This is a genomic window from Nocardioides psychrotolerans (assembly GCF_900113685.1).
Lineage (GTDB): Bacteria > Actinomycetota > Actinomycetes > Propionibacteriales > Nocardioidaceae > Nocardioides > Nocardioides psychrotolerans.
In genome coordinates, this window is the sequence record NZ_FOQG01000012.1 from 36,758 (window position 1) to 61,743 (window position 24,986).

25 protein-coding genes are annotated in these 24,986 nt (G+C 70.2%); 23 read left to right on the plus strand and 2 right to left on the minus strand.

The genetic code is table 11. The features are described from left to right. The first annotated feature begins 1 nt into the window (after position 1). The 5 genes from BM204_RS14570 to BM204_RS14590 all read left to right on the plus strand — a co-directional run bounded on the left by BM204_RS14570 (position 2) and on the right by BM204_RS14590 (position 4,995). On the plus strand, positions 2–967 hold the full coding sequence (locus BM204_RS14570) for a glycoside hydrolase family 25 domain-containing protein (protein ID WP_091114736.1): 966 nt from the start codon (positions 2–4) through the stop codon (positions 965–967). 93 nt (positions 968–1,060) lie between these two features. Continuing rightward, positions 1,061–2,020: an AurF N-oxygenase family protein gene (locus BM204_RS14575; RefSeq protein ID WP_091114738.1), complete on the plus strand. Its 960-nt coding sequence runs from the start codon at positions 1,061–1,063 to the stop codon at positions 2,018–2,020. A 3-nt stretch (positions 2,021–2,023) separates the two neighbouring features. Next, on the plus strand, positions 2,024–3,727 hold the full coding sequence (locus tag BM204_RS14580; protein WP_091114740.1) for an FAD-dependent oxidoreductase: 1,704 nt from the start codon (positions 2,024–2,026) through the stop codon (positions 3,725–3,727). Positions 3,728–3,730: 3 nt separating this feature from the next. Further along, the gene (locus BM204_RS14585; RefSeq protein ID WP_091114949.1) at positions 3,731–4,459 is read left to right on the plus strand and encodes a TetR/AcrR family transcriptional regulator; all 729 of its coding nucleotides are present in this window, start codon (positions 3,731–3,733) and stop codon (positions 4,457–4,459) included. Then, positions 4,456–4,995 (plus strand): HIT family protein, encoded by a 540-nt coding sequence (locus BM204_RS14590; RefSeq protein ID WP_091114743.1) that lies wholly within the window; start codon positions 4,456–4,458, stop codon positions 4,993–4,995. The genes BM204_RS14585 and BM204_RS14590 overlap by 4 nt, the downstream gene beginning before the upstream one ends. Positions 4,996–5,352: 357 nt before the next feature. Here BM204_RS14590 and BM204_RS14595 read toward each other — a convergent pair whose 3' ends face one another. Continuing rightward, a complete protein-coding gene (locus BM204_RS14595) occupies positions 5,353–6,504 on the minus strand; it encodes a N(5)-(carboxyethyl)ornithine synthase (protein ID WP_091114746.1) in 1,152 nt (383 codons plus the stop codon). A 244-nt stretch (positions 6,505–6,748) separates the two neighbouring features. On the opposite strand from BM204_RS14595, the gene pgsA reads away from it, so the two are divergent. The 17 genes from pgsA (at position 6,749) to BM204_RS14680 (ending at position 22,948) form a co-directional block, all read left to right on the plus strand. Next, positions 6,749–7,417: a phosphatidylinositol phosphate synthase gene (gene pgsA, locus BM204_RS14600; protein ID WP_091114748.1), complete on the plus strand. Its 669-nt coding sequence runs from the start codon at positions 6,749–6,751 to the stop codon at positions 7,415–7,417. Positions 7,418–7,435: 18 nt separating this feature from the next. After that, the gene (gene pdxS, locus BM204_RS14605; RefSeq protein WP_091114751.1) at positions 7,436–8,353 is read left to right on the plus strand and encodes a pyridoxal 5'-phosphate synthase lyase subunit PdxS; all 918 of its coding nucleotides are present in this window, start codon (positions 7,436–7,438) and stop codon (positions 8,351–8,353) included. Positions 8,354–8,511: 158 nt separating this feature from the next. After that, positions 8,512–9,048, plus strand: a complete 537-nt coding sequence (locus tag BM204_RS14610; RefSeq protein WP_170259168.1) for an alternate-type signal peptide domain-containing protein — start codon at positions 8,512–8,514, stop codon at positions 9,046–9,048. Between the two features lie 19 nt (positions 9,049–9,067). After that, positions 9,068–9,595 carry a signal peptidase I gene (locus BM204_RS14615; RefSeq protein ID WP_091114756.1) on the plus strand — a complete coding sequence of 176 codons (528 nt, stop codon included), beginning with the start codon at positions 9,068–9,070 and terminating at the stop codon, positions 9,593–9,595. Next, complete coding sequence (locus BM204_RS14620) at positions 9,588–10,214, plus strand: TasA family protein (protein WP_170259169.1); 627 nt, start codon at positions 9,588–9,590, stop codon at positions 10,212–10,214. Before BM204_RS14615 ends, BM204_RS14620 begins: the two co-directional genes overlap by 8 nt. A gap of 11 nt (positions 10,215–10,225) precedes the next feature. Further along, positions 10,226–11,173: a signal peptidase I gene (locus BM204_RS14625; RefSeq protein ID WP_170259170.1), complete on the plus strand. Its 948-nt coding sequence runs from the start codon at positions 10,226–10,228 to the stop codon at positions 11,171–11,173. 169 nt (positions 11,174–11,342) lie between these two features. After that, positions 11,343–12,872 (plus strand): carboxylesterase/lipase family protein, encoded by a 1,530-nt coding sequence (locus BM204_RS14630; RefSeq protein WP_091114764.1) that lies wholly within the window; start codon positions 11,343–11,345, stop codon positions 12,870–12,872. Beyond that, positions 12,869–13,498, plus strand: coding sequence for a pyridoxal 5'-phosphate synthase glutaminase subunit PdxT (gene pdxT / locus BM204_RS14635; RefSeq protein WP_091114767.1), 630 nt, complete (start codon positions 12,869–12,871; stop codon positions 13,496–13,498). Before BM204_RS14630 ends, pdxT begins: the two co-directional genes overlap by 4 nt. 29 nt (positions 13,499–13,527) lie before the next feature. Next, a complete protein-coding gene (locus BM204_RS14640; RefSeq protein ID WP_091114769.1) occupies positions 13,528–14,292 on the plus strand; it encodes a YebC/PmpR family DNA-binding transcriptional regulator in 765 nt (254 codons plus the stop codon). A gap of 103 nt (positions 14,293–14,395) precedes the next feature. Continuing rightward, positions 14,396–14,941: a crossover junction endodeoxyribonuclease RuvC gene (gene ruvC, locus BM204_RS14645; RefSeq protein WP_218031239.1), complete on the plus strand. Its 546-nt coding sequence runs from the start codon at positions 14,396–14,398 to the stop codon at positions 14,939–14,941. Next, entirely contained in the window at positions 14,938–15,534 is a 597-nt protein-coding gene (gene ruvA, locus BM204_RS14650) for a Holliday junction branch migration protein RuvA (protein ID WP_091114772.1), read from the plus strand. The genes ruvC and ruvA overlap by 4 nt, the downstream gene beginning before the upstream one ends. 25 nt (positions 15,535–15,559) lie before the next feature. Further along, positions 15,560–16,615: a Holliday junction branch migration DNA helicase RuvB gene (gene ruvB, locus BM204_RS14655; protein ID WP_091114952.1), complete on the plus strand. Its 1,056-nt coding sequence runs from the start codon at positions 15,560–15,562 to the stop codon at positions 16,613–16,615. A gap of 104 nt (positions 16,616–16,719) precedes the next feature. Further along, positions 16,720–17,013 (plus strand): preprotein translocase subunit YajC, encoded by a 294-nt coding sequence (gene yajC, locus BM204_RS14660; RefSeq protein WP_091114773.1) that lies wholly within the window; start codon positions 16,720–16,722, stop codon positions 17,011–17,013. A gap of 1 nt (position 17,014) precedes the next feature. Continuing rightward, positions 17,015–18,811, plus strand: coding sequence for a protein translocase subunit SecD (gene secD / locus BM204_RS14665; protein WP_091114776.1), 1,797 nt, complete (start codon positions 17,015–17,017; stop codon positions 18,809–18,811). Next, positions 18,811–20,052, plus strand: a complete 1,242-nt coding sequence (gene secF, locus BM204_RS14670; RefSeq protein WP_091114777.1) for a protein translocase subunit SecF — start codon at positions 18,811–18,813, stop codon at positions 20,050–20,052. The genes secD and secF overlap by 1 nt, the downstream gene beginning before the upstream one ends. Before the next feature lie 9 nt (positions 20,053–20,061). Further along, the gene (locus BM204_RS14675) at positions 20,062–20,604 is read left to right on the plus strand and encodes an adenine phosphoribosyltransferase (RefSeq protein ID WP_091114780.1); all 543 of its coding nucleotides are present in this window, start codon (positions 20,062–20,064) and stop codon (positions 20,602–20,604) included. 112 nt (positions 20,605–20,716) lie between these two features. Continuing rightward, positions 20,717–22,948, plus strand: a complete 2,232-nt coding sequence (locus BM204_RS14680) for a RelA/SpoT family protein (protein WP_174813022.1) — start codon at positions 20,717–20,719, stop codon at positions 22,946–22,948. A gap of 40 nt (positions 22,949–22,988) precedes the next feature. On the opposite strand, the gene BM204_RS14685 is transcribed toward BM204_RS14680, so the two are convergent. Next, positions 22,989–24,218 carry a DUF349 domain-containing protein gene (locus BM204_RS14685; protein ID WP_091114784.1) on the minus strand — a complete coding sequence of 410 codons (1,230 nt, stop codon included), beginning with the start codon at positions 24,216–24,218 and terminating at the stop codon, positions 22,989–22,991. Between the two features lie 96 nt (positions 24,219–24,314). On the opposite strand from BM204_RS14685, the gene BM204_RS14690 reads away from it, so the two are divergent. Next, the gene (locus BM204_RS14690; RefSeq protein ID WP_091114785.1) at positions 24,315–24,986 is read left to right on the plus strand and encodes an MBL fold metallo-hydrolase; all 672 of its coding nucleotides are present in this window, start codon (positions 24,315–24,317) and stop codon (positions 24,984–24,986) included.

A 24,986-nucleotide genomic window follows, 5' to 3' on the forward strand; every position in this document is an offset into this window, starting at 1 on the left:
CGTGCGCCGGGCCCTGCTGAGCCTCGCGAGCCTGGCCGTCCTGGCCGGGTGTGGAGGCACCGCGGGGTCCGCGGACACGTCGGGCGAGACGCCCGGAGCGAGCGCCGCCAGCGAGCCGCCGGCGCCGGCGCCGGCAACGCGCAAGCCCGTGCCGAAGCCGTCGCCGAGTCCGCGCGACGAGCTTGCCGACCTCGCCGAACAGGCCGCAACCGCCGTGCCCAGCCCGCAGATCCCGCCCGAGACCGGAGCCGTGCTCGGCGGCGACATCAGCTGGCCGCAGTGCCCGGTCGGGATGGGGATCCCACAGAAGCGCACCCTCGGCCTGCCTCTGCCGATCCCGGAGGCGCGCTACGTCGTCATCGGCCTCACCAACGGCCCCGGGTTCTACGCCAACCCCTGCCTGGGCGAGCAGGTCGCCTGGGCGCGCGACAACGACGTGCTCGTCTCGGCCTACGCCGTCGCGAGCTATCCCGAGGCACCCGAGCTGCGACGCTTCGCCACCGAGGGCCCGTACGACGGGTCCGACGGGCTGGGTGCCCTGCGCAACGTCGGCTACCAGCAGGCGCGCTTCAACATCGCCTCGATGCAGACGGCCGGCTTCGAGACGCCGATCGTGTGGATCGACGTCGAGCCCGTGCCGGACTTCGAGTGGAGTGGGGACCCGGTCGCCAACGCCGCCGTCGTCGAGGGACTCGCGCGGGGTTACCGCGACGCCGGCTATGCGATCGGCGTCTACTCCACGCCCTACCTCTGGGAGGGCGTCGTCGGCGACCTCGCCCTCGGGGTGCCCGAGTGGCGCGCGGCCGGGCAGACCTCGCGGGAGGAGGCGTTGGGGCGCTGCGGGGCCGACTGGGTGATCCAGGGCGGGGAGGCGGTGATGGGGCAGTGGGTCGAGGCCGAGCGGGACCAGAACGTGACGTGCCCAGGGGTGGCCGCTGACCTCGGCAGGTGGTTCCACCGATATTAGCGCGACGCCATGTCGCGCTAACTCTTTACATGTGACGCACTGTCGCACTAACCTCGGTGTCGTTGACCAACCAACGGTGAGAGGTGAGTGCACATGAGCGCCGTGCAGAGCTACCAGGACACGCTCCAGACCCTGTCGGAGGCGTCGGTGCACCAGCACTTCGACGCCTTCCTCGACATCGACTGGGACAACCCGGCCTACGCGATCGACCCGCACGACGAGCGTTGGATCCTCCCGGAGGCCGACGTGCTCGGCCGCCACCCGTGGTATCGCTCGCTGCCGCGCGAGGAGCAGATCCGCATCGGGCTCTACCGCCAGGCGCAGGTCACCAAGGTGGGCCTGCAGTTCGAGCAGATCCTGATCGCCGGGCTGATGAACTTCGCCTTCAACCTGCCCAACGGGTCGCCGGAGTTCCGCTACTCCACGCACGAGGCGACCGAGGAGTGCCACCACACCCAGATGTTCCAGGAGTTCGTCAACCGCTCCGGCCAGGACGTCGGAGGTGGCTCGCGGCTCTTCCGCGCGGTCGCGCCGTTCCTCCCCCTCGCCGCGAAGTGGGTGCCGTTCGCCTTCTTCTTCGGCGTCCTGGCCGGCGAGGAGCCGATCGACCACGTCCAGAAGTCGGTCCTGCGCGCCGGCGACGACATGCACCCGCTGCTGCAGCGGATCATGCAGATCCACGTCGCCGAGGAAGCCCGCCACATCGGCTTCGCGCACCAGTACCTCGAGCACCAGGCGCCCAAGCTGCGCCGCCTCGACCGCGCCGTCCTGTCGGTCATCGTGCCCGTGATCATGCGCTGGCTCTGCGACGAGATCCTCAAGCCGACCACGAAGGCCCGCAAGGACATGGGCATCCCGCGCAGCGTCGTCAAGGAGATCTACTGGGACTCGCCCGAGGGCGCCAAGATGCTGCGCGACCTCTTCGGCGACGTGCGGATGCTCGCCGAGGAGACCGGCATGATGAACCCGGTCTCACGCCGGGTCTGGCGCCTGATGCGCATCGACGGCCGCTCCTCGCGCTTCCGCAGCGAGCCCGCCTCGGCCGCGGCCTGATCCGTGACCTACGTCGTCACGCAGTCGTGCTGCGCCGACGCCTCGTGCGTCGTCGCCTGCCCCGTCAACTGCATCCACCCGGCGCCGGGTGAGCCCGGCTTCGCCGAGGCCGAGATGCTCTACGTCGACGCGAACTCCTGCGTCGACTGCGGTGCCTGCGCGACGGCATGCCCAGCCGACGCGGTCGTGCCCCACACGGCGCTGAGCGAGGCACAGCTTCCCTTCCTCAAGCTCAACGCCGACTACTACGAGGTCTTCGCGCACGTCGGTCGGGCACCCCTCGCGATCGTTCCGCCCCAGCGCCGGCTCACGCGACCCGGGCCCTTCCGGGTCGCGGTCGTCGGCGCCGGGCCGGCCGGCCTCTACACCGCCGACGAGCTGCTCAAGCAGCCCGAGGTCAGCGTCGACGTCTACGACCGGCTGCCCACGCCCTACGGCCTGGTCCGCGCCGGGGTCGCACCCGACCACCAGCACACCAAACAGGTCGACCAGCTCTTCCGCGAGATCGAGCAGCAGCCCGGCTTCCGCTACTTCCTCGGCGTCGAGGTCGGCCGCGACCTCAGCCTCGAGGAGCTCACCGCCCAGTACGACGGCGTCGTCTACGCCGTCGGCGCGTCCTCCGACCGCTCGCTCGGCATCGAGGGTGAGGAGCTGACCGGCTCGGTCGCCGCGACCGACGTCGTCGGTTGGTACAACGGTCACCCGGACAAGCAGGACCTCGACCTCGGCCTCGACCGGCTCTCCTCGGGGCGCGTCGTGATCGTCGGCAACGGCAACGTGGCCCTCGACGTCGCACGCATCCTCACCGCCGACCCGGCCGAGCTCGAGCGCACCGACATCGCCGCCGTGCCGTGGTCGATCCTGCACCGCAGCCGGGTGCGCGAGGTCGTCGTGCTCGGGCGTCGCGGGGCCGCCCAGGCCGCTTTCACCGTGCCCGAGCTGATCGGGCTCGCGGGGTTGCGCGGGGTGGACGTGCGGGTGTCGGGGCTCGCTGGTGCCACGGCGGTGGAGGCCGGCGGGGCGGTGGACGAGCGGAGCCGGCTCCTCGCGGAGCTCGCGGCCCGCCCGCGGCGGCCCAGTCTCCCGACGATCGAGCTGCGCTTCCTCACCTCGCCGACCCGCATCGTCGGCGACGAGCACGGAGTCACCGGCGTCGAGGTCGTGACCAACCGCCTCGAGGTCGGCGCCGACGGCGAGCTGCGCGCCGTGCCGTCCGGGGAGCGGCAGCTCCTTGAGACCCGCCTCGTGCTCCGCTCGGTCGGCTATCGCGGGGAGCCCGTCGCCGACCTTCCCCACGACCCCGCGACCGGCGTGGTGCCGAGCGACCGGGGGCGCGTGCGGCCCGGGGTCTACGTCGTCGGGTGGGCCAAGCGCGGTCCGAGCGGCTTCATCGGGACCAACAAGACCTGCGCGCAGGAGACCGTCACGCGGATCCTGGACGACCTCGACTCCGGCGCGACGGCGACGCCCGTGGGGACCCGCGCGTCCATCGCGGAGGTCGTGCGCGGCCGGTGCCCCGACGTGGTCGACCTCGCAGGGTGGCAGGCCATCGATGCCGAGGAGCGGCGCCGTGGTGCCGCCCGCGGTCGGGCCCGCGCCAAGTTCGTCGACGTCGAGGAGCTGGTGCGCGTCGCGCAGCAAGGTGCCCGACGTCCGGCCCGTCGCCGTTACCCTTCAGCCAGGGAGTGGTTCGAGAAACGGAGTTGAGTGGTGGCCAGCGCGAGGGTGGACGGACGTCAGGCGCGCTGGGACCGACACAACCAGCAGCGCCGCCAGCAGATCCTCGACGCCGCGATCGCGGTCGTGGAGACCGCCGAGCCTGGCGCGGAGTTCCACGTCCAGCAGATCGCGGACGAGGCCGGCCTCAACCGCACGGTCGTCTACCGCCACTTCTCCGACCGCGCCGACCTCGACCGGGCCATCCAGGCCGAGATCCTGGTGCAGCTCACCGCGCTGCTGGTGCCGCAGGTCAGCCTCGACGGCACGGTCAACGAGATCATCCACCGGATCATCTCGACCTACGTCGACTGGGCTGTCGAGCACCCGGCGCTGCACCGCCTCGCTGAGCATGACTCCACCGGCGGCCCCGGCCCGCTCCAGAACGGCATCCACCAGATCGCCGGCGTGCTCGTCGAGATCCTCGAGACGGCGGTGACCATGCTCGAGGTGCAGCTCGACGACGGCGAGAAGGCGGCGATCGACCCGCTGGCCTACGCCCTGGTGGGTGCGGTCTTCGGCGCCGTACGACGATGGGCGTCGCGCGAGGAGCGCGAGCCCTCGGCCGCCCAGCTCTCCGACATCCTCAGCCGCTCGGTGTGGCACCTGCTCGACGGCCACGCCCGCCGGCTCGGCCTCGACCTCGACCCGGACCGGCCGATCGAGGAGCTCTTCGGGCTTTGGGGCCTGGTCGACGACGGACCTGAGGTGGCGCAAGCATGAGTGACACGATCGTGCAGGACGGCGTCGGTGAGCCCGACGACCTCGACCGGCTCTGGACCCCGCACCGGATGGCCTACATCCGCGGCGAGAACAAGCCGGCCAATGCGACGTCGGGGGAGTGCCCGTTCTGCCGGATCCCGTCCATCGACGATGCCGCGGGGCTCGTGGTGCGCCGAGGACGGCTCGCCTTCGTGGTCCTCAACCTCTACCCCTACGCGCCGGGCCACCTGATGGTCTGTCCCTACCGCCACGTCGCCGACTACACCGCGACCACCGACGAGGAGGCCGCCGACATCGCCGACCTCACCCGCCGGGCGATGAGTGTCATCCGCTCGGTCTCCGGCGCGGGCGGTTTCAACATCGGGATGAACCAGGGTGTCGTCGCCGGCGCCGGCATCGCGGCCCACCTGCACCAGCACGTCGTGCCGCGCTGGACCGGCGACCAGAACTTCATGCCGATCATCGGGCGCACCAAGACCCTTCCCGAGCTCCTCACCGACACGCGGTCCCTGATCGCCGACGCCTGGGACCGTTGAGCGCCCCTCGTCGGTCGGAGAGCCGAAGTCGCGGGCCCAGCGCTCGCCCAGGACCCCTTTCCCGCGGTGGTCAAACGATTGACCATCGGGGCGGGGCCTTTCCCTCACGAGGATGCACGCCAGCGGAAATGTTCGTGGAGCGCGGCATGGTCGCACGCCCGCGGGCGCCGCAACAGCTCGACGAAGTCGAGTCTGGAATGGCGTGATCGCCTGCTGCATTCTCGGGTCGCCCGCGCGCGGAGCCCCTCAGATGGAAGTCGAAGGCGGATCGGGCCGGAGAAGTGGGACACCCAACAAGGCCAGGCCCCCTCTGACCGAGCCCGAGGGCTCCTCGGGCTCGACCAGCGAGCAGGCGCGTCAGACGTCAGGCACGTCGTACGGCGCGGTGGCGGAGCGCCCCTGGAAGGCCAGGATCGCCGGGTTGACGATGGCCCCCTCACGGATCTCGATGGCGCGGTGGATGGTCTCGTCGGCGTCCCACGACGCCGACCCCTCGAGCACGGTGCGGATGAAGGGCACCGTCGCCGAGCTGTTGTCCCACGTCGCCGAGCCCCACAGGTAGGACGGGCTGTGGTCGACGGCGTAGTAGCTCACCTGGCCGTGCTCGCCGACGGGGAACGTCGGCTCGTCGAAGCCCGTGGGTCGGGCCCACTCGAAGCCCATGCCCAGGTCGCACGACACGTCCACGATCAGGCTGCCGCGGCGGAACGCCTCGAGGTCTGCGGTCTGCAGGTAGGTCAGCGGGGCCGCCGTGTCCTGCAGGGTGCAGTTGACGATGATGTCGTTCTCGGCGAGGTAGGCAGCCAACGGCTCGCGCCCACGCTCGGTGATGACGCTCATGGCCAGTCCGTCGGCGTCGTGGTCGACCGTGCGGATGCGCACCGAGTGGATCGGCGCTGCGACCGCGGTGACCTGCCGCGTCGTCAGGACCGCGACCTCGTGCACGCCGTGCGCGTTGAGGGCCGTGACCGCGCCTCGCGCCGTGGCACCGAAGCCGATGACGATCGCGCTCAGCCGCCGCCCGTAGTCGCCGGTGATGCCCGCGATCTGCATCGCCTGCAGGACCGAGCAGTAGCCGGCGAGCTCGTTGTTCTTGTGGAAGACGTGCAGCCCGACCGAGCCGTCGCGGGTCCAGTGGTTCATCGCCTCGAAGGCGATCAGGGTCAGCTGCCGGTCGATCGCGGCTTGGGTGACCGCGGTGTCCTGGACGCAGTGCGGCCAGCCCCAGAGGACCTGCCCGGGGGAGAGTGCCTCGACATCGGCGAGCTGCGGCTTGGGTAGCAGCACGACGTCGGAGGCGGCCAGGATCTCGTCGCGTGGCAGGAAGCCCGCGACGAGGTCGGCGAGCTCGCGGTCGTCGTACCCGAAGTGGGTGCCATAGCCGGTCTCGAGGGTGATGCTGGCGCGCAGGTCGGCGTCGAGCTCCGCGATGTGCTCGGGGTGGAGCGGGAGACGACGTTCGTTCTCCTTCTCCGAGGTCCCCACCACCCCCAGGCTCAGGAGTGGCACGGGGGTGCTCAGCGCTTCTTCTCGCTGAGCTTCTCCATCGAGCCGGAGCCGGCGCCGCTGGCCGAGTCGCGCTTCTCGGCTCGCTTCTCCTTGATGGACTTGCCAGTCTTCTTCGTCATTCCTTGTCGTGGCGACTTGTCGCTCATCCGGGAATCTCTCGATATGGGTTGCCTGAGTGGCCCCTGCCAGCGACTCTACGCCTCCGAGTTGTGGCCCGGAGGTCGGCAGCGACTAGCCTCCGACCATGCTCGACAGGTTCAAGAGTTTCTGGCAGGGCGTCATGCTCGCGCCGTTCGTCAACCTCTTCATCAAGCTGGGCATCAGCCCGGACACGGTGACGTTCGTGGGGACCGTCGGGGTATCGGCCGGCGCGCTGGTCTTCTTCCCGATGGGGGAGTTGCTGATCGGCGTCCTGGTGATCACCGCCTTCGTGTTCAGCGATCTCGTCGACGGGCAGATGGCGCGTCAGACGGGCCGCACCTCGAAGTTCGGCGCGTTCTGGGACTCCACGCTCGACCGGATCGGCGACGGCGCGATCTTCGGCGGCCTGGCGCTCTACTTCGCCGGTCCCGGTGACTACTACCTCTACCTCTGCCTCACGCTCTACTGCCTGGTCATGGGTTCGGTGACGTCCTACTCCCGCGCTCGCGCCGAGTCGTTGGGCATGGATGCCAAGGGGGGTTTGGCCGAGCGCGCCGACCGGCTGGTGGCGATCCTCGTGATGACCGGCCTGAGCGCGATCCTCGACCTGCCGATCCTGATGTACCTCACGCTGTGGGTCCTCGCGTTCGCCAACACCTACACGGTGATCTTCCGCGTCATGAAGGTCCGCCGCCAGGCCATCGCCGCGGACGCGCTGGTCCAGTCCGGCGAGTCGTCCCAGGACGGTCCCGAAACGGCTCCCGCGACCTGACCGCCGTACGATGGAGGCATGTCTGAGACCTCTTCCCCCACTGCTGAGAACGGCTCCACCACCGGCACCTCGCGCGTGAAGCGCGGCATGGCCGAGATGCTCAAGGGCGGCGTCATCATGGACGTCGTGACGGCCGAGCAGGCCAAGATCGCGGAAGACGCCGGCGCGGTCGCCGTCATGGCGCTGGAGCGGGTCCCGGCCGACATCCGCGCCCAGGGCGGCGTCTCGCGGATGAGCGACCCCGACATGATCGACTCGATCATCGCGGCCGTCTCGATCCCTGTCATGGCCAAGGCCCGCATCGGTCACTTCGCTGAGGCGCAGGTCCTGCAGAGCCTCGGTGTCGACTACATCGACGAGTCCGAGGTGCTGACCCCGGCCGACTACACCCACCACATCGACAAGTGGAAATTCACGGCACCGTTCGTGTGCGGGGCGACCAACCTCGGTGAGGCGCTGCGCCGCATCAACGAGGGCGCGGCGATGATCCGCTCCAAGGGCGAGGCCGGCACGGGTGACGTGTCCAACGCGGTCATGCATATGCGCACCATCAACGCCGAGCTCCGCCGGCTGTCCTCGATGGAGCACGACGAGCTCTATGTCGCGGCCAAGGAGCTGCAGGCTCCCTACCAGCTGGTCGAGGAGGTGGCCGTGCGCGGCAAGCTCCCGGTCGTGCTGTTCACCGCCGGCGGCATCGCGACTCCCGCCGACGCGGCGATGATGATGCAGCTCGGCGCCGAGGGTGTCTTCGTGGGCTCGGGCATCTTCAAGTCCGGCAACCCCGCCGAGCGTGCCGAGGCGATCGTCAAGGCCACCACGTTCTACGACGACCCCGACGTCGTCGCCAAGGTCTCGCGCGGCCTGGGCGAGGCCATGGTCGGCATCAACGTCGACGAGATCCCCCAGCCCCACCGCCTCTCCGAGCGCGGCTGGTAGTCCCTCCAGGTCGGTCCCGTCAGCACCCCGTGGTCAGTCCCGACCACGGGGTGCTGGCGATGGTGACGGGAAATCCCTCAGGTGACGTGCATTCGTGCCGTTGTCCCAGGGGAGAGGCGTTGGGGGAACCGCGTGCCTCGAGGATCCTGGGAGGAACCATGCACAAGACCACCAAAGGCGCACTGGCTACCGGAGCCGCTGCGGTGCTGCTCACGGGCGGTGCCGGCACGCTGGCGTTCTGGACGGACTCGCTCGACGTGGGCACCTCGAACATCACGTCGGGGACCGTGACGCTGACCGCCCCCACGTGCGTCGGGGCGGGCCTCCATAACTGGGAGCTCGACGGCGCGGGTGCCTACACGCCCGGGGTGACCAACATCGTGCCGGGCGACGTGATCACGAAGGTGTGCAGCGCGACGCTCACCCTGAACGGCGAACACGTCGGCGCCACCCTCGCGATCGACACAGCTGCCCTCGTCGCCGATCCCACGACCACCTTGGACACCGAGCTGGCGGCCACCGCGACGTTCCTCGTCGACGGGGCGGCCTACGCGCCGCTGACCGCCCCGGGCACCTATGCGATCAAGTCCACGATCACCGTGACCTTCGACGGACCTGCTGCGACGAACGGATCGAAGCTGGGTGACGTCGATCTCGGTGCCGTCAACATCACCGCGACCCAGACGCACTCCTGAGGGGCCCGTCGTGTCGCGGATGGGACGGATCGTCGCCTGGCTGGTCATCGCCGGGGGCCTCGCCCTGCTCGCTGTCGCCGTCGTGATCCCTCGGGTCGTCGGCGCGACGCCCTACGTGGTGCTGACGAGCTCCATGCAGCCCGGCCTGCCTCCCGGCACCCTCGTCGTAACGCGACCGACCTCAGGTAAGGAGATCGCGGCGGGTGACGTCGTGACCTACCAGGTCGCCTCCGGCGAGCCGGTGTTCGTGACGCACCGCGTGGTGTCGGTCCGCTACGACGGACGCGGCGAGCTCTCGCTGCTGACGCGGGGTGACGCCAACCCCGTGCCTGACGAGGACGTCGTCCGTGAGGTGCAGGTGCGCGGCGAGCTCTGGTACTCCGTGCCCTACGTCGGCCACTTCAGCGACCTGTTCTCGCCCCACGAGCGACAGCTCGGAATCTTCGTCGTGGCCGGCGTACTGCTTCTCTATGCCCTCGTCGAGTTCGCCGGAGCCCTGCGGGACCGATGGTCCAAGGTGCCGCACCGGGAGCGCTCCCATGCCTAGCCATGCGGCTGCTGGCAGCAGGCGTCGTCCTCGGGTCCTGGGGTCTGCTCGACTGCGTGCCCTGCTGGGCCTCGGTCTCGTCGGGGTCCTCGGGACGACCGGCACCTTCGCGTTCTGGACCGACGACGTGGTCATCAGCGGCACGACCTTCACCGCCGGGACCCTGGACCTGCAGGTCAACAACACCGACGTCTCGGTGAGCACCACGACGCTCGGGATGTCCATCATGGTGCCGGGCAACACCTCGGCCGAGGTGCTGACCCTGAAGAACAACGGCACCGCGCCACTGAAGTGGACGATGACCGGAGGACTCACCGGCACCGATGCTGCTGCCTTCGGGACCGCGGGTGCCCTCAAGTTGACGGTGTCCGCCGGAGGGACCAGGTCGGGCACGGGCAACGGAGCCACGTGTGTCGGTGGAACGAGCCTGGTCAACGTGGTGGCCTTGACCGTGACCACGTCGACCGGGCTGGTCACTGCGCGCCAGGGCCCCATGGCGGCCGCAGGCACGCAGACGCTCTGCTTCCAGATGACGTTCGACGGTGCTGCCCCGAGCAGCCTGCAGGGGAAGACGGCCAACGCGACCTTCACCGTCACCGGCACCTCGGACGTCTCGTGAGGTCCCGGCTGGTGCGAGGTGTCGGCGAGCTGGTCCTGACCCTCGGGGCCCTGCTGGGGTCGCTCGGGCTGCTCGTGGTGCTGGCCGGCCTGACGCTCGATGTGCGTCCCCTCGTCTTCAGGTCGGGCTCGATGGCGCCGGCCATCGACACCGGCGCGCTCGCACTGGTCCGCACCGTCCCCGCCGCCGACCTGCGCGTCGGGGACGTCGTGTCGGTCGTGGATGCAGGCGGCACGCGGGTGACGCACCGGGTCGTGAGCCTCGCCTCGCAAGGAGATCAGCGTCAGCTGACCCTCCGGGGCGACGCCAACCGCTCGGCCGACCGCGAGATCCACACGGTGAGCGAGGCGGACCGCGTGATCGCCAGCGTGCCGCGGCTCGGTTACGTGCTCGGCTGGATGTCGGGTCGCGTCGGCATGCTCCTGCTCGGCCTCTACGGAGCGTTCCTGGCCTCGGTGCTCCTCCGTGGCCGCGACGACGTCCCGCCCTCCGTGCCACGCCCGCCACCTCCGCCACCTCCGCCACCTCCAGCGCGCGGGAAGCGCCGGGCCGTCTCGACGGCGGCCGGTCGGCATGCCTCCCGGGTGCTCGCGATGGCGGTGGTCGGTGGTGCGGGATTGCTGCCCTCGCCGGCGTCGGCGAACTGGACGGACGGTGTCGATGTCACGAGCACGTCGCTCGCGGCAGTGTCGACGTCAGCACCGGCGACCTTCACCTGCGGCGGACTGGGGGTCCTCTCGGTCACGTTCAACTGGAGCTCCGTGGCGGGCGCGACGAGCTACACGCTCCACTACGGGAGCGGCGGGGCGCAGAGCCAGACCTACGCCGGCACCAGTGCGACGCTCGTTTCCGCGATCTCGGGGGGGACCGCGTGGGTGACGGCCAACTTCGGGCCGTGGTCCTCGGGTCCCTCGACGACGCGCGGCTACACCGTGGCGGTCGTCAGTCTCTGTGGCTGAGCCGATTCCCGGACGGGGCACTCGTGGACCGACGGACACCAAGGCTCTCCCGGTAGCGCACGTGCCGACCAGCACCAGCGCAGGGCCAGGCACCTGAGCCGCGCAGCCGACCGGCCGCACACGCCGAGAACCGCCTCACGGGTGCCCACCCTGCCACTAGGTTCGCCGCGTGGATCGTCGACGGGGAGCGCTCGCCGCGGCCGCGGTCTGTCTGCTGCTGCTCGGGGGCTGCAGCAGCCTGATCGACCAGCCCGTGCAGCCAGTGCCGCGCGTGGCGGGCTCCGCGCTCGTCGTCGAGACCGACGACGGGCTGCTCCAAGGGATCGACCACGAAGGCGTGCGCTCGTGGCGTGGCATCCCCTTTGCTGCACCGCCCCTGGGTGACCTGCGCTGGCGGGCGCCTCAAGCGGCGGCCCCGTGGGAGGGGGGGCGCGACGCCACGCAGTTCGGAGCGGACTGCCTGCACCCACCGTCGCTCGCCAGCACGCTCACCAGCACGCTCACCAGCGAGGACTGCCTCTTCCTCAACGTCGAGCGGCCAGCGGAGGTCGGCGAGGACCTCCCGGTCCTGGTGTGGATCCACGGTGGGGGCTTCGTCATGGGCTCGGGACGCACCGAGGCCGCTGACGGCGAGGCGTTCGTCCGCCGCGGGGTCCTGCTGGTCACGCTGAACTACCGCCTCGGCCGGCTCGGCTTCCTCGCTCACCCCGCCCTCGATCCCGAGTCGGCCAACGCCGGCCTGCGTGACCAGGTGGCCGCGCTGGAGTGGGTGCAGGACAACATCGCCGACTTCGGTGGCGACCCCGATCGCGTGACGGTGGGCGGCGGCTCCGCCGGCGGACTCTCCGTCAACGCCCTGATGGCGTCGCCGACGACCGACGGCCTCTTCGCGCAGGCGATCTCCCAGTCCGGCCTGGGCCGCGAGCCCACGCAGACCTTCGCCCAGGCGACCTCGGAGGGGCGACGCCTGGCCACCGCGGCCGGCGCGCTCGACGCCGCTGCCCTGCGCTCCCTCGACGCCGCCGAGGTGATGACCTGGCCGCTGGACGTCTTCGCCGGCCAGGTGCCGGTCGTCGACGGCACCCTCGTGACCGCGCCCGTGGCGCAGGCCTTCGCCGCCGGTCAGGAGCAGGACGTCCCCTTCCTCGTCGGCAGCACCGACCTCGACCTCGAGGCCGACCTCCTCAAACCCCTGGGCCTGGACGACGAGGCCCGCGCGCTGCTCCGATCAGCCGGCGAGGCGAGCCTGGTCCGCGCCTACGCCACCCCCGACGCCGTACGACGGCACCTGATGGCCGACGCCATCTTCACCGAGCCCGCCCGCTTGCTCGCCACCGCGCACGGCCGTCGCGCGCCGACCTGGCGCTACCGCTTCGAGGTCGTCACCGCGGAAGCGTTCGCGCGTGTCGGTGGAGCGCCCCACGCGAGCGAGCTGCCCTACGTCTTCGACGGGGTCCTGCCTCTCGGGGCCCAGGCGGACGCCCCGGGGATGGCGGCCGTCGTGAGTGACTACTGGGCGTCGTTCGTGCGCACGGGTGATCCCAACCTCGTCGGCGGGCAGACCTGGCCCACGGCCGAGGACGGGGCGCTGCTGCGTCTGACCAACACCGGGGCGGTGACCGAAGCGGTCGACCCGTGGCAGCGACGTCTGGATGCCGTGCGCCGGGCTGTCGAGGGCGCTCCTAAACTAGAGCGGTGACCGCACCCACCATCGGCGTCTTCGCTCTCCAGGGCGACGTGCGCGAGCATCTGCGGATGCTCGAGACGCTCGGCGTTAAGGCGATCGGGGTGCGCCGCCCGGCCGAGCTCGACGCCGTCGACGGGCTGGTCGTCCCGGGCGGCGAATCCACCACGATGGCCAAGCTGGCCCGCACCTTCGAGCTGCTCGAGCCGTTGCGCGACCGGATCAAGCGGGGCATGCCGACCTTCGGGACGTGCGCAGGGATGATCCTGCTCGCCGACCGCATCGAGGACGGCTCGCTCGGTCAGGAGACCTTCGGCGGGCTCGACATCACCGTGCGGCGCAACGCCTTCGGCCGCCAGGTCGACTCCTTCGAGGGAGAGCTCACGATCAGGGGTGTCGAGGGGCAGGTGCACGCCGTCTTCATCCGCGCCCCGTGGGTCGAGTCGGTCGGCCCGGGCGTCGAGGTCCTCGGGCAGGTCGAGGTCGCGGAGGGCGCGAGTAGGATCGTCGCGGTCCGGCAGGGGCCGTTGATGGCGACGTCCTTCCACCCGGAGGTCGGCGGCGACACCCGGATCCACGAGCTGTTCGTCGACCTTGTGCGCGACTCCACTGCCGGCACCACCGTGCACAGCACTTCCTGAGCAACCGACTTCTCACAGAAGAGGGACGCATGTCCGGCCACTCCAAATGGGCGACCACCAAGCACAAGAAGGCCGTCGTCGACGCCAAGCGCGGCAAGATGTTCGCCAAGCTCATCAAGAACATCGAGGTCGCTGCCCGGATGGGCGGCGGTGACCTCACGGGCAACCCGACGCTCTACGACGCCATCCAGAAGGCCAAGAAGTCCTCGGTCCCCAACGACAACATCGACCGCGCCGTCAAGCGGGGCTCCGGTGCGGAGACGGGCGGCGCGGACTACCAGACGATCATGTACGAGGGCTACGGCCCCTCCGGCGTCGCGATGCTCATCGAGTGCCTCACGGACAACAAGAACCGTGCCGCCATGGAGGTCCGCACCGCGATGAGCCGCAACGGCGGCTCGCTCGCCGACCCTGGCTCGGTCTCGTTCCTCTTCAACCGCAAGGGCGTCGTCGTGGTGCCGCGGTCCCAGGAGGGCAAGGAGATCAGCGAGGACGACCTGCTCGAGGCGACCCTCGAGGCCGGCGCCGACGACGTCAACGACCTGGGGGAGGCCTTCGAGCTGATCTCCGAGGCGACCGACCTGGTCGGCGTGCGCACGGCGCTCCAGGCCGCGGGCATCGACTACGACTCCGCCGACGCCTCGTTCGTCCCCGACATGCAGGTCGAGCTCGACGCCGAGGCCGCCGGCAAGATGTTTCGCCTGGTCGACGTGCTCGAGGACCTCGACGACGTGCAGAACATCTTCGCCAACTTCGACGTCTCCGACGAGGTCATGGCCGAGCTCGACGCCTGACCAGGGCGTGTCGCGGGCCCGAGGGTCCCGCAGGCCGGATAGCGTGGACCTCCGAACAGGTGTTCGGACGAGAGGCGTTGTGATGACCGGGCTGATGCGGGTGCTGGGGATCGATCCCGGGCTGACGCGCATGGGCATGGGCGTCGTCGAGGGCATGGTGGGTCGTCCACTGACCCTGATCGACGTCAACGTCATCCGCACGACCAGCACCCTGCCGATCGCGGAGCGCCTGGTCACGATCGAGCGCGGCATCGACGCGTGGCTCGACGAGCACCAGCCCGACGCGGTCGCCGTCGAGCGGGTCTTCGCGCGCTCCGATGTCAGCACGATCATGGGCACCGCCCAGGCCAGCGGCATCGCGCTTGTCTGCGCAGCCCGGCGTGGCCTGCCGGTCGCCCTGCACACGCCCAGCGAGGTCAAGGCCGCCGTCTCCGGCAACGGTCGTGCCGACAAGGCCCAGGTCGGCGCGATGGTGACCCGCATCCTGCGCCTCGATGCGCCTCCCAAGCCGGCCGACGCCGCCGACGCCCTCGCGTTGGCGATCACCCATATCTGGCGCGGTGGCGCGCAGGCCCGCATCGACGCGGCGCTCGCGGCCTCCCGTCGCCCGACGTCCACCTCGACCCGGACCACCAGGAGCAGAGCATGATCGCGTTCGTGCGTGGCGAGGTCGCCGCGCTGACCCTCACCAGCGCCGTCCTCGAGGTCGGCGGGGTCGGCCTCGAGCTGCTGTGCACCCCCGGCACGCTCGCCACCCTGCGACCGGGGCACCTCGCGACCCTGCCCACCAGCATGGTCGTCCGCGAGGACTCCCTGACCCTCTTCGGTTTCGTCGACGACGACGAGAAGGCGGCCTTCGAGCTGGTGCAGACCGCCTCCGGCGTCGGCCCCAAGCTCGCCCAGGCGATGCTCGCGGTGCTGAGCCCCGACGACCTGCGCCGGGCCGTGGCCTCCGACGACGTGAAGACGCTCACCCGCGTCCCCGGTGTCGGCCAGAAGGGCGCCCAGCGGATCATCCTCGAGCTCAAGGACCGCATCGGCCCGCCCGTCGGTGGCCGCGTCAGCACGCCGGTCTCGATGATCCCGGCCTGGCGCGACCAGGTCACCCAGGGCCTGCTCGGGCTCGGCTGGTCGGCCAAGGACGCCGACAACGCCGCCGAGAGCGTGGCGCCCCAGGCCGGCGACCACCCCGACGTCGGTGCACTGCTCCGCGCCGCCCTCCGCTCGCTGAGCAAGGCCTGAGGCGGTGCACGAGGACGACCTGGACATGGTCGAGGAGCAGCACCTACGGTCCCTGACCGCCCCAGAGCTCGAGGGTGACGAGCGCGCCATCGACGCGGCGCTGCGACCGCGCTCGCTCGACGAGGTCGTCGGACAGACCCGGGTGCGCGAGCAGCTCGGTCTGGTCCTCGAGGCCGCGCGGCGTCGCGGTCGGGCTCCTGACCACGTGTTGCTCTCCGGTCCTCCGGGGCTGGGGAAGACCACGCTGGCGATGATCATCGCCCACGAGATGTCGACGCCCCTGCGGCTCACCAGCGGCCCGGCGATCACCCACGCGGGCGACCTCGCCGCGATCCTGTCGGGCATGAACGACGGCGACGTGCTGTTCGTCGACGAGATCCACCGCATGTCCCGCCCGGCCGAGGAGATGCTCTACATGGCCATGGAGGACTTCCGGGTCGACGTGATCATCGGCAAGGGCCCGGGCGCGACCGCCATCCCGCTGGAGATCCCGCCCTTCACGCTGGTCGGGGCGACGACCCGCGCCGGGCTGCTGCCCGGGCCGCTGCGAGACCGCTTCGGGTTCACCGCGCACCTGGAGTTCTACGAGGCCCACGAGCTCGACCGGATCGTGCACCGCTCGGCCGGGCTCCTCGACGTCGAGCTGACCGAGGAGGGCTCCGCCGAGATCGCCTCGCGCTCCCGCGGCACCCCGCGCATCGCCAACCGGCTGCTGCGCCGGGTCCGCGACTTCGCCCAGGTGCGCGCCGACGGCGTGGTCAACCGTGACGTCGCCCAGGCCGCCCTCGAGCTCTACGAGGTCGATGAGCTCGGTCTCGACCGACTGGACCGAGCCGTCCTGGACGTCCTGTGCCGCCGCTTCGGCGGGGGACCGGTCGGCATCTCCACGCTGGCCGTCGCGGTCGGCGAGGAGCGCGAGACGGTCGAGGAGGTCGCGGAGCCGTTCCTCGTCCGCAACGGCTTCCTCGCCCGCACGCCGCGGGGCCGGGTGGCGACTGCCGGAGCCTGGCGACACCTGGGCCTCGTGCCGCCCGAGGCGACCCTGGCGATGGACGCCGAAGCCACGCTGTTCGAGGACTGATTCGTCGCACGACGGACCCACGCGGTTAGACTCTCCCGTCGCGGTCGGTCTCCCCCCTCGGGGTGTGCGCCGCGCCCCCCATCAGTCGCGTGGAAGGTCATGTTGTGCCCCCAGAGCTTGTCCAGCTCTTGCCGCTCGTCGGAATCGCTCTCCTGTTCTGGCTTCTGGTCATCCGGCCGGCTTCTCGGCGGTCCAAGGAACTCTCACGCATGCAGTCAGCGTTGTCCGTGGGGGACGAGGTCATGCTCACCTCCGGTGTCTACGGCACGCTGCGCGAGCTGAACGACGACCGCGTGGGCGTCGAGATCGCTCCGGGCGTGGTCATCCACGTCGCCCGCGGCGCCGTCGGCACCGTCACACAACCGGAGCTCGGCGAGGCCGAGCCGGAGGAGAACTGACATGGCTCGCAAGACCGCCCGCCCCGGACGCACCCTGTTGGTGTTCCTCATGGGCGTGGCCATCTCCTACGGGCTGGTGGCACTCTCCGGGACCTGGAAGCCCGAGCTCGGTCTCGACCTCCAGGGCGGCACCCGCATCACCCTGACCGCCATCGGTGACCCCAGCGCGAGCAGCCTCGACGAGGCCCGCCAGATCATCGACCAGCGCGTCAACGGGTCCGGCGTCGTCGAGGCCGAGGTCACCACGCAGAGCGGCCGCTTCATCGTCGCCGAGATCCCCGGCGACAGCCGCCGCGACCTGGTCGACACCGTCCAGCGCCAGGCGCAGCTGCGGTTCCGCCTGGTCGCGTGCTCCGACTTCGCGCCGTGCGGCACCGGCACCGTCGATCCCAACCAGCAGTTCGACCCCAACCAGTTCGTCCCGCAGGAAGGAGCCACCGGCGGAGCGACCGGCGGGGCAGGCACGGGCGAGGGCGCCGGCAACGGCACCGCCAACCGCCCGCCCCTGGGCTACCTGACGAAGTCCGGTGGGACGACGTCCCCGACGCCGACCGAGGCGCCGAGCGACGCCGCCTCCCCGAGCGCCGCACCGACCGACAGCCCCAGCGACTCCGCGGGCACCGAGCCCTCCGGGTCGGCCTCGCCGACCGAGTCGCAGGCCGTGGTGCCGCAGGGCGACCCCGCGCTCGAGGCGGAGCGCCTCGACGAGGAGCTCGCTTGGATGAACAACCCCGACCAGGCCTCGATCGACGCCTTCAATGCCTTCCAGTGCCCGACCGACGGCTCGCCGCCGGTCGTCGTCGATGACCCCAACCAGCCGCTCGTCACCTGCGAGCGACCCGACGAGGACGGTCAGGTCGTCAAGTACCTGCTCTCCAAGAGCGTCATCGAGGGCACCGACCTGGACTCCGCCTCGGCCGGCATCCCGCAGAACGAGGTCAACTGGGTCGTCAACATCGACATCGGTGGCATCGGTGAGGACGTGTTCGCCAAGGTCTCCAACACCCTCGTCTCCACGGGCCAGCAGTTCGCGATCGTCCTCGACGGCCAGATCATCTCGGCCCCGACGATGAACGGCCGGATCCCCAACGGTCAGGCCGAGATCAGCGGCAACTTCAACGAGGAGTCGGCCACCAGCCTGGCCACGAGCCTGAAGTTCGGCGCCCTGCCGATCGCCTTCCAGGACGACGTGACCGTCGAGACCATCGGTCCCTCGCTCGCCGGCAACCAGCTCAACGCAGGGCTCATCGCCGGTGGCTTCGGTCTCGGTCTCGTGATGCTCTACTGCCTGCTCTACTACCGCGGCCTCGGCCTGGTGGTGCTCGGCTCGCTGGCCATCGCCGCGGTCATCACCTACTCGATGGTGCTGCTGCTCGGTGTCTCGGCCGGCTTCACGCTGACCCTGCCCGGCATCGCGGGCCTGATCATCGCGGTCGGCATCACCGCTGACTCCTTCATCATCTTCTTCGAGCGCATCCGCGACGAGATGCGCGACGGCAAGACCATGCGCGTCGCGGTCGAGAGCGGCTGGAAGCGGGCCAAGGTCACGCGTCTGGCGGCCAACGTGGTGTCGCTGCTGTCGGCGTTCGTGCTCTACTTCTTCGCGACGGGTGCGGTCAAGGGCTTCGGCTTCGCGCTCGGCCTGTCCACCCTGATCGACCTCGCGGTGCTCTTCTGGTTCACCAAGCCGCTGGTCTCGTGGTTGGGACAGTTCCGCTTCTTCAACGGCGGTGGTCGGTTCTCCGGCCTGAGCACCGAGACACTGGGCATGGACGTCCGCGTGGAGGGGAGGGTCTGATGGGCAAGTTCTCACGGATCGGCAACGACCTCTACGGGGGCCGCCGCTCGATCGACTTCGTCGGACGCAAGGCGCTCTGGTACTCCATCTCGGGGTTCCTGGTGCTGGCCGCCATCGCGATCGTGTTCCTCAAGCCGCTCAACTTCGGCATCGAGTTCACTGGTGGCACGCAGTACCGCGTGCCGGTGAGCACCTCGCAAGCCACCCAGGAGACGGCCGACGCGTTGCGCGAGGCGGTCGCCGGCGCCGGTGTCGAGGGTGCGTCCTCGCCCTCCGCCACGACCGCGGGTGACGACTCGATCATCCTGCAGGTCGAGGACCTCGACCAGGCCGAGAGCGACCAGGTCGTCGCTGCCATGCAGACGGTCGTCGACTTCGACGCGCAGGACCTGTCGCAGGACGAGATCGGCGCCAGCTGGGGCCAGGAGGTCGCCCAGCGGGCGGCCATCGGTGTGCTCGTCTTCCTCGTGCTCGTCATGCTGTTCATCTGGGTCTACTTCCGCGAGTGGAAGATGTCGGTCGCCGCGTTCGTCGCCCTGGCCCACGACATCATGATCACGATCGGGATCTACGCCCTTTCCGGCTTCCAGGTGACACCGTCAGCGGTCACGGGACTGCTCGCGATCCTCGGGTTCTCCCTCTACGACACCGTCGTCGTCTTCGACAAGGTCCGCGAGAACACCCACGAACGGCTCCAGAGCGGTCAGTCCTACAGTGACGCGGCCAACCTGGCCGTCAACCAGACCCTGGTGCGCTCGATCAACACCGGCATCGTGGCGCTGATCCCGATCGGCGCGATCCTCTACGTGAGCGCCGTCCAGCTCGGTGCCAGCTCGCTGCAGGACCTCGCGCTCGCGCAGTTCGTCGGCATGGCCGTCGGCGTCTACTCCTCGATCTTCCTGGCCCCTCGGGTGCTGGTGCACCTCAAGTCGGGGGAGAGCGAGGTCGTCCTCCAGGAGCGCCGCGCCAAGGCCCGCGCCAAGGCGCAGGCCGACCGCTACGCCACCGTGCCGTCGTTCGTCGAGGACATGCCGGTCGCGGCCGGTCCCGACGACGACCTCGACGAGGACGACGACGAGGGTCGCCCGGTCACCCGGTCCGCCGTTGCCCCGCCGCGTCAGCCCGAGGCGAGCGACCGCGGTCGTGTGGCGCCTCCCGCGCGAGGCCCGGTCAAGCAGGGCAACGCCTCCGGTCGGGTCCAGCCCGTGCGACAGACGAAGTCCAAGCGCGGCAAGAAGTGAGCCTTGCCGGTGAGTGAGGAGGCCCGCGAGGCGCTGGCCCGCCTCGTGGTCGACGTCCCCGACTTCCCCGAACCCGGCATCGTCTTCAAGGACATCACTCCTCTGCTCGCCGATCCGTCCGGCTTCGCGGCCGTGGTCGCGGCCCTGGCCGCGGGTGGTCGTGACGCCGACGGTGTCGTCGTGGTCGACAAGGTGGTCGGCATGGAGGCACGCGGGTTCATCTTCGCCGCCCCCGTCGCGCTGGCGCTGGGCGTCGGGTTCGTGCCGGTGCGCAAGGCCGGCAAGCTGCCGCGGGCCACGCACGGCGTCTCCTACGCCCTGGAGTACGGCGAGGCCACGCTGGAGCTCCACGAGGACGCGATCGGGGCCGGCGACCGGGTGCTCGTCATCGACGACGTGCTCGCCACCGGCGGGACGGTCGCGGCGACCGTGCAGCTCATCGAGCGGTGCGGGGGAGTGGCCACAGCGGCGGCCATGCTGCTGGAGCTCTCGTTCCTGCCGGGCCGAGCGACGATCGGCGACCTTCCGCTGACCGCGCTGATGGTCGTGTGAGCCGGACTAGACTCTCCACGTGACCGAGGAACGCACGGGCCCCCCGACGCGTGTGCGCGCGCCCGAAGCCACCCCGGCCGGCTCCGACCAGCAGCCACCGTCGGCGCGCAGCATGCGCGCGCGCCTGGCCCGCATGGGCACGCGTGCCCAGACCGGCAACCCCGTGCTCGAGCCGTTGTTCCGCGCCGTACGCGCCAACCACCCCAAGGCCGACCTGGTGCTCCTCGAGCGGGCCTACACGACCGCCGAGACCATGCACGGCACGCAGATGCGCAAGAGCGGTGACCCTTACATCACCCATCCGCTCGCGGTGACGACGATCCTCGCCGACATCGGCATGACCGAGTCGACCCTGGTCGCGGCGCTGCTGCACGACACGGTCGAGGACACGCCCTACACGCTCGAGGCGTGCCGCGCCGACTTCGGTGACGAGGTCGCCCGGCTCGTCGACGGCGTGACCAAGCTCGACAAGGTCCAGTACGGCGACTCGGCACAGGCCGAGACCATCCGCAAGATGATTGTCGCGATGTCACGCGACATCCGGGTCCTGGTCATCAAGCTGGCCGACCGGCTCCACAACATGCGGACCCTGCGCTACGTCCCGCAGAAGAGCCAGGAACGCACCGCCCGCGAGACCCTCGACATCTATGCGCCGCTGGCCCACCGCCTCGGCATGAACACCATCAAGTGGGAGCTCGAGGACCTCGCGTTCGCGACCCTGCACCCCAAGATCTACGACGAGATCGTGCGGATGGTGGCCGAGCGCGCCCCGTCGCGCGACTCGTTCCTGGCCGAGGTGATCACCCAGGTCGAGAAGGACCTGCGCGACGCCAAGGTCAAGGGCACCGTCACCGGACGGCCCAAGCACTACTACTCGATCTACCAGAAGATGATCGTCGGCGGGCGCGACTTCTCCGACATCTACGACCTGGTCGGCATCCGGATCCTCGTCGACGAGGACCGCGACTGCTACTCCGTGCTCGGTGTCCTCCACTCCCGGTGGAACCCCGTGCTCGGGCGCTTCAAGGACTATGTCGCGATGCCGAAGTTCAACATGTACCAGTCGCTGCACACGACCGTGATCGGTCCGCAGGGCAAGCCGGTCGAGATGCAGATCCGCACCTTCGCCCAGCACCGCCGGGCGGAATACGGCGTCGCGGCCCACTGGAAGTACAAGGAGGACGGCCGCACCGGCGCCGACACCGAGCGCATGGGCGACAAGGACGACATGTCGTGGGTGCGCCAGCTGCTCGATTGGCAGAGCGAGGTCGAGGACCCGGGCGAGTTCCTGGAGTCCTTGCGCTTCGAGATCAACCGGGCCGAGACGTATGTCTTCACCCCGCGCGGCGACGTGATCGCGCTGCCCGCGGGCTCGACCCCGGTCGACTTCGCCTACGCCGTCCACACCGAGGTCGGCCACCACACGATCGGCGCGCGCGTCAACGGCCGCTTGGTCCCGCTCGAGTCGACGCTCGAGAACGGCGACGTCATCGAGGTCTTCACCTCCAAGGCTGCCAACGCGGCCCCCTCCCAGGACTGGCTGACCTTCGTCCGCTCGCCGCGCGCCCGCTCCAAGATCCGCCAGTGGTTCACCAAGGAACGCCGCGAGGAGGCCATCGAGCAGGGCAAGGACCAGATCGCCAAGCTCATGCGCAAGGAGGGCCTGCCCCTCAAGCGGCTGCTGTCCCACGAGTCGCTCATGCAGGCGGCTGCCCACTTCAAGATCGCCGACGTGTCCGCTCTCTACGCCTCGGTCGGCGAGGGCAACCTCAGTGCCCAGGCCGTCGTACGACGGGTCATCGAGCTGCACGGCGGCGACGAGGGCGCGCGGGAGGACCTCGCCGAGGCGGTCACGATCACCGGTCGCCGTGGCCGGTCGAAGGTGTCCAGCGGCGGTGACTCCGGGGTCATCGTCAAGGGCTCACCCGACGTGTGGCTCAAGCTGGCCAAGTGCTGCACACCGGTCCCGCCCGACGACATCCTCGGCTTCGTCACCAAGGGTGGGGGAGTCTCGGTGCACCGTTGTGACTGCACCAACGCCACCTCGCTGCTCCGGCAGCCCGAGAAGGTGCTCGAGGTCGAGTGGGCCCCGACCGGCCAGTCGACGTTCCTGGTCAACATCCAGGTCGAGGCCATCGACCGCGCCCGACTGCTCTCCGACATCACGATGGTGCTCTCGGACGCCCACGTGAACATCCTCAGCGCCAACCTCTCCACGACCCGCGACCGGGTCGCCAAGAGCCGCTTCACCTTCCAGATGGCTGAGGCCAAGCACCTCGACACGGTCCTCAAGGCCGTCCGCGGTGTCCCGGGCGTCTTCGACGCCTATCGGGTCACGCAGTAGCGCGACCCGCCGCTCTCGCTCGTTGCTCGCCGGGCCGTGCTCAACCGGAGAATTCGTCGGACGCGCGTTTGGCCATCTCGAGGAACGCCCGTCGGGAGGCGAGGTTCTCCTCGAGCTCCTTCACCTTCGCGGCATTCCCCGCAGTGCGGGCCTTCTCGAGGTCGGCCTCGACACCGGTGATCGCGGCCTGGAGCTTCGCGACCATGTCATCGGCGCGCGCGGACTTCTCGGGGTCGGACTTGCGCCACTGCTCTTCCTCGAGCCCGCGGATCGTCTGCTCGACGGTGCGCATGCGGCCCTCGAGGTCCTTCATGCGGTCACGGGGCACCTTGCCGGCGGCGTCCCACTTGTCGGCGAGGTCGCGGAAGGTCTTCTTGGTGGCCTCGACGTCGGTGACGGGAAGCAACGCCTCGGCCTCGACGATCAGCGCGTCCTTCACCTCCGCGTTGGCGGCGAACTCCTGGTCGAGCGCGGCGTTGGCGGCGTCGCGTGCCCCGAAGAACGCGTCCTGGGCGCCACGGAAGCGCGCCCACAGCTGGTCGTCGACGTCCTTGGGCGCAGGACCCGCGGCCTTCCAGTCACGCATGAGGTCGCGGTAGCGGCCCGCGGTGATGCCCCACTCGGTCGAGGAGGACAACGACTCGGCCTCGGTGGCCAGACGCTCCTTGACGACCCGGGCGGAGTCGCGCTTCTGGTCCTGCTCGGCGAAGTGGGACTTGCGGCGTCGGGTGTAGGCGGTGCGGGCGCCGGAGAAGCGCTTCCACAGTGCGTCGTCGGAGGGGCGGTCGATGCGCGGGAGTGCCTTCCACTCGTCGAGCAGCTCACGCAGCTTGTTGGCGCCGTGGCGCCAGTCGTTGCCGTCGGCGATCTTCTCGGCCGCGGCGACGAGCTTCTCCTTCTGCTCCTTCGCCTCGGCGGACTTCTTCGCCTTCTCGGCGCGCTTGAGTGCCCGCTGCTGGGCGATCACCGGTCCGAGCGAGTCCAGTCGGCCGGTGAGACCGGCCAGGTCGCCCACCGCGTTGGCCTCGACCAGCTGTCCGCGCACCATCTTGATCGACTCGGTCGCCTCGTCGGGACCGAGCACGCCGGAGCGCACGCGCTGGTCGAGCAGCGAGACCTCGGTCTCGAGCGCCAGGTAGCGGTCGGTGTAGAACTTCAGGGCTTCGTCGGGGGTCCCCACGGGGTACTGGCCGACGGCTCGTTCGCCCTCGGCGGTCTTCACGTAGACGGTGCCGTCGTCGTCGACACGACCCCATTCGGTGCTCGTCACTGCCAGTCCCTCATTCGGTCGCCTGCATAGCAGTGGCCCACCCTAGTGCCAGAGACCGCCGAGACGGCGCCGTGTCGGTCTCGATAGTGTTACCGAGTGTTGATCGCCGGCTTCCCCGCAGGTCCTTGGGGCACCAACTGCTACGTCGCCGCCACCGGCCCGGGCAGCGAGTGCGTCGTCATCGACCCCGGCAAGGACGCTGCAGCGGGCGTCGCGGAGGTCGTGCGCGAGCACCGTCTCAAGCCTGTAGCGGTCCTGGTGACCCACGGGCACGTCGACCACATGTGGTGCGTCGCCCCCGTCGCCGGCACCTACGACGCCACGGCCTGGGTCCACCCCAGCGACCGCCACCTGCTCAGCGACCCGATGGCCGGCATGTCCCGCGAGACCACCGCGATGCTCCTCGGCGGCGACTACACCTGGGCCGAGCCCGACGACGTCCAGGAGCTGAGCGACAACCAGGTGCTCGAGCTCGCCGGTCTCAGCTTCGTCGTCGACCACACCCCGGGCCACACGGAGGGGTCGGTCACGTTTCGCACGCCCTACGACCAGGCCGAGATCTCGGAGGTGATGTTCTCCGGAGACCTGCTCTTCGCCGGGTCCATCGGCCGCACGGACCTCCCCGGAGGCGACCACCCCACGATGCTGCGCAGCCTCGCCCAGAAGGTGCTTCCGCTGTCCGACGACATCGTGGTGCTCCCCGGCCACGGCGAGCAGACCTCCATCGGCCGCGAGCGCGTGACCAACCCCTACCTCCAGGACCTCTGA

Coding starts and splice junctions, on each gene's coding strand:
- BM204_RS14610 (WP_170259168.1), top strand. CDS start 8,512: ATGCACAAGACCACCAAAGGCGCACTGGCTACCGGAGCCGCTGCGGTG.
- pdxS (WP_091114751.1), top strand. CDS start 7,436: ATGTCTGAGACCTCTTCCCCCACTGCTGAGAACGGCTCCACCACCGGC.
- ruvA (WP_091114772.1), top strand. CDS start 14,938: ATGATCGCGTTCGTGCGTGGCGAGGTCGCCGCGCTGACCCTCACCAGC.
- ruvB (WP_091114952.1), top strand. CDS start 15,560: ATGGTCGAGGAGCAGCACCTACGGTCCCTGACCGCCCCAGAGCTCGAG.
- BM204_RS14590 (WP_091114743.1), top strand. CDS start 4,456: ATGAGTGACACGATCGTGCAGGACGGCGTCGGTGAGCCCGACGACCTC.
- BM204_RS14680 (WP_174813022.1), top strand. CDS start 20,717: ATGCGCGCGCGCCTGGCCCGCATGGGCACGCGTGCCCAGACCGGCAAC.
- pgsA (WP_091114748.1), top strand. CDS start 6,749: ATGCTCGACAGGTTCAAGAGTTTCTGGCAGGGCGTCATGCTCGCGCCG.
- secF (WP_091114777.1), top strand. CDS start 18,811: ATGGGCAAGTTCTCACGGATCGGCAACGACCTCTACGGGGGCCGCCGC.
- BM204_RS14620 (WP_170259169.1), top strand. CDS start 9,588: ATGCCTAGCCATGCGGCTGCTGGCAGCAGGCGTCGTCCTCGGGTCCTG.
- secD (WP_091114776.1), top strand. CDS start 17,015: ATGGCTCGCAAGACCGCCCGCCCCGGACGCACCCTGTTGGTGTTCCTC.
- BM204_RS14615 (WP_091114756.1), top strand. CDS start 9,068: ATGGGACGGATCGTCGCCTGGCTGGTCATCGCCGGGGGCCTCGCCCTG.
- BM204_RS14640 (WP_091114769.1), top strand. CDS start 13,528: ATGTCCGGCCACTCCAAATGGGCGACCACCAAGCACAAGAAGGCCGTC.
- BM204_RS14575 (WP_091114738.1), top strand. CDS start 1,061: ATGAGCGCCGTGCAGAGCTACCAGGACACGCTCCAGACCCTGTCGGAG.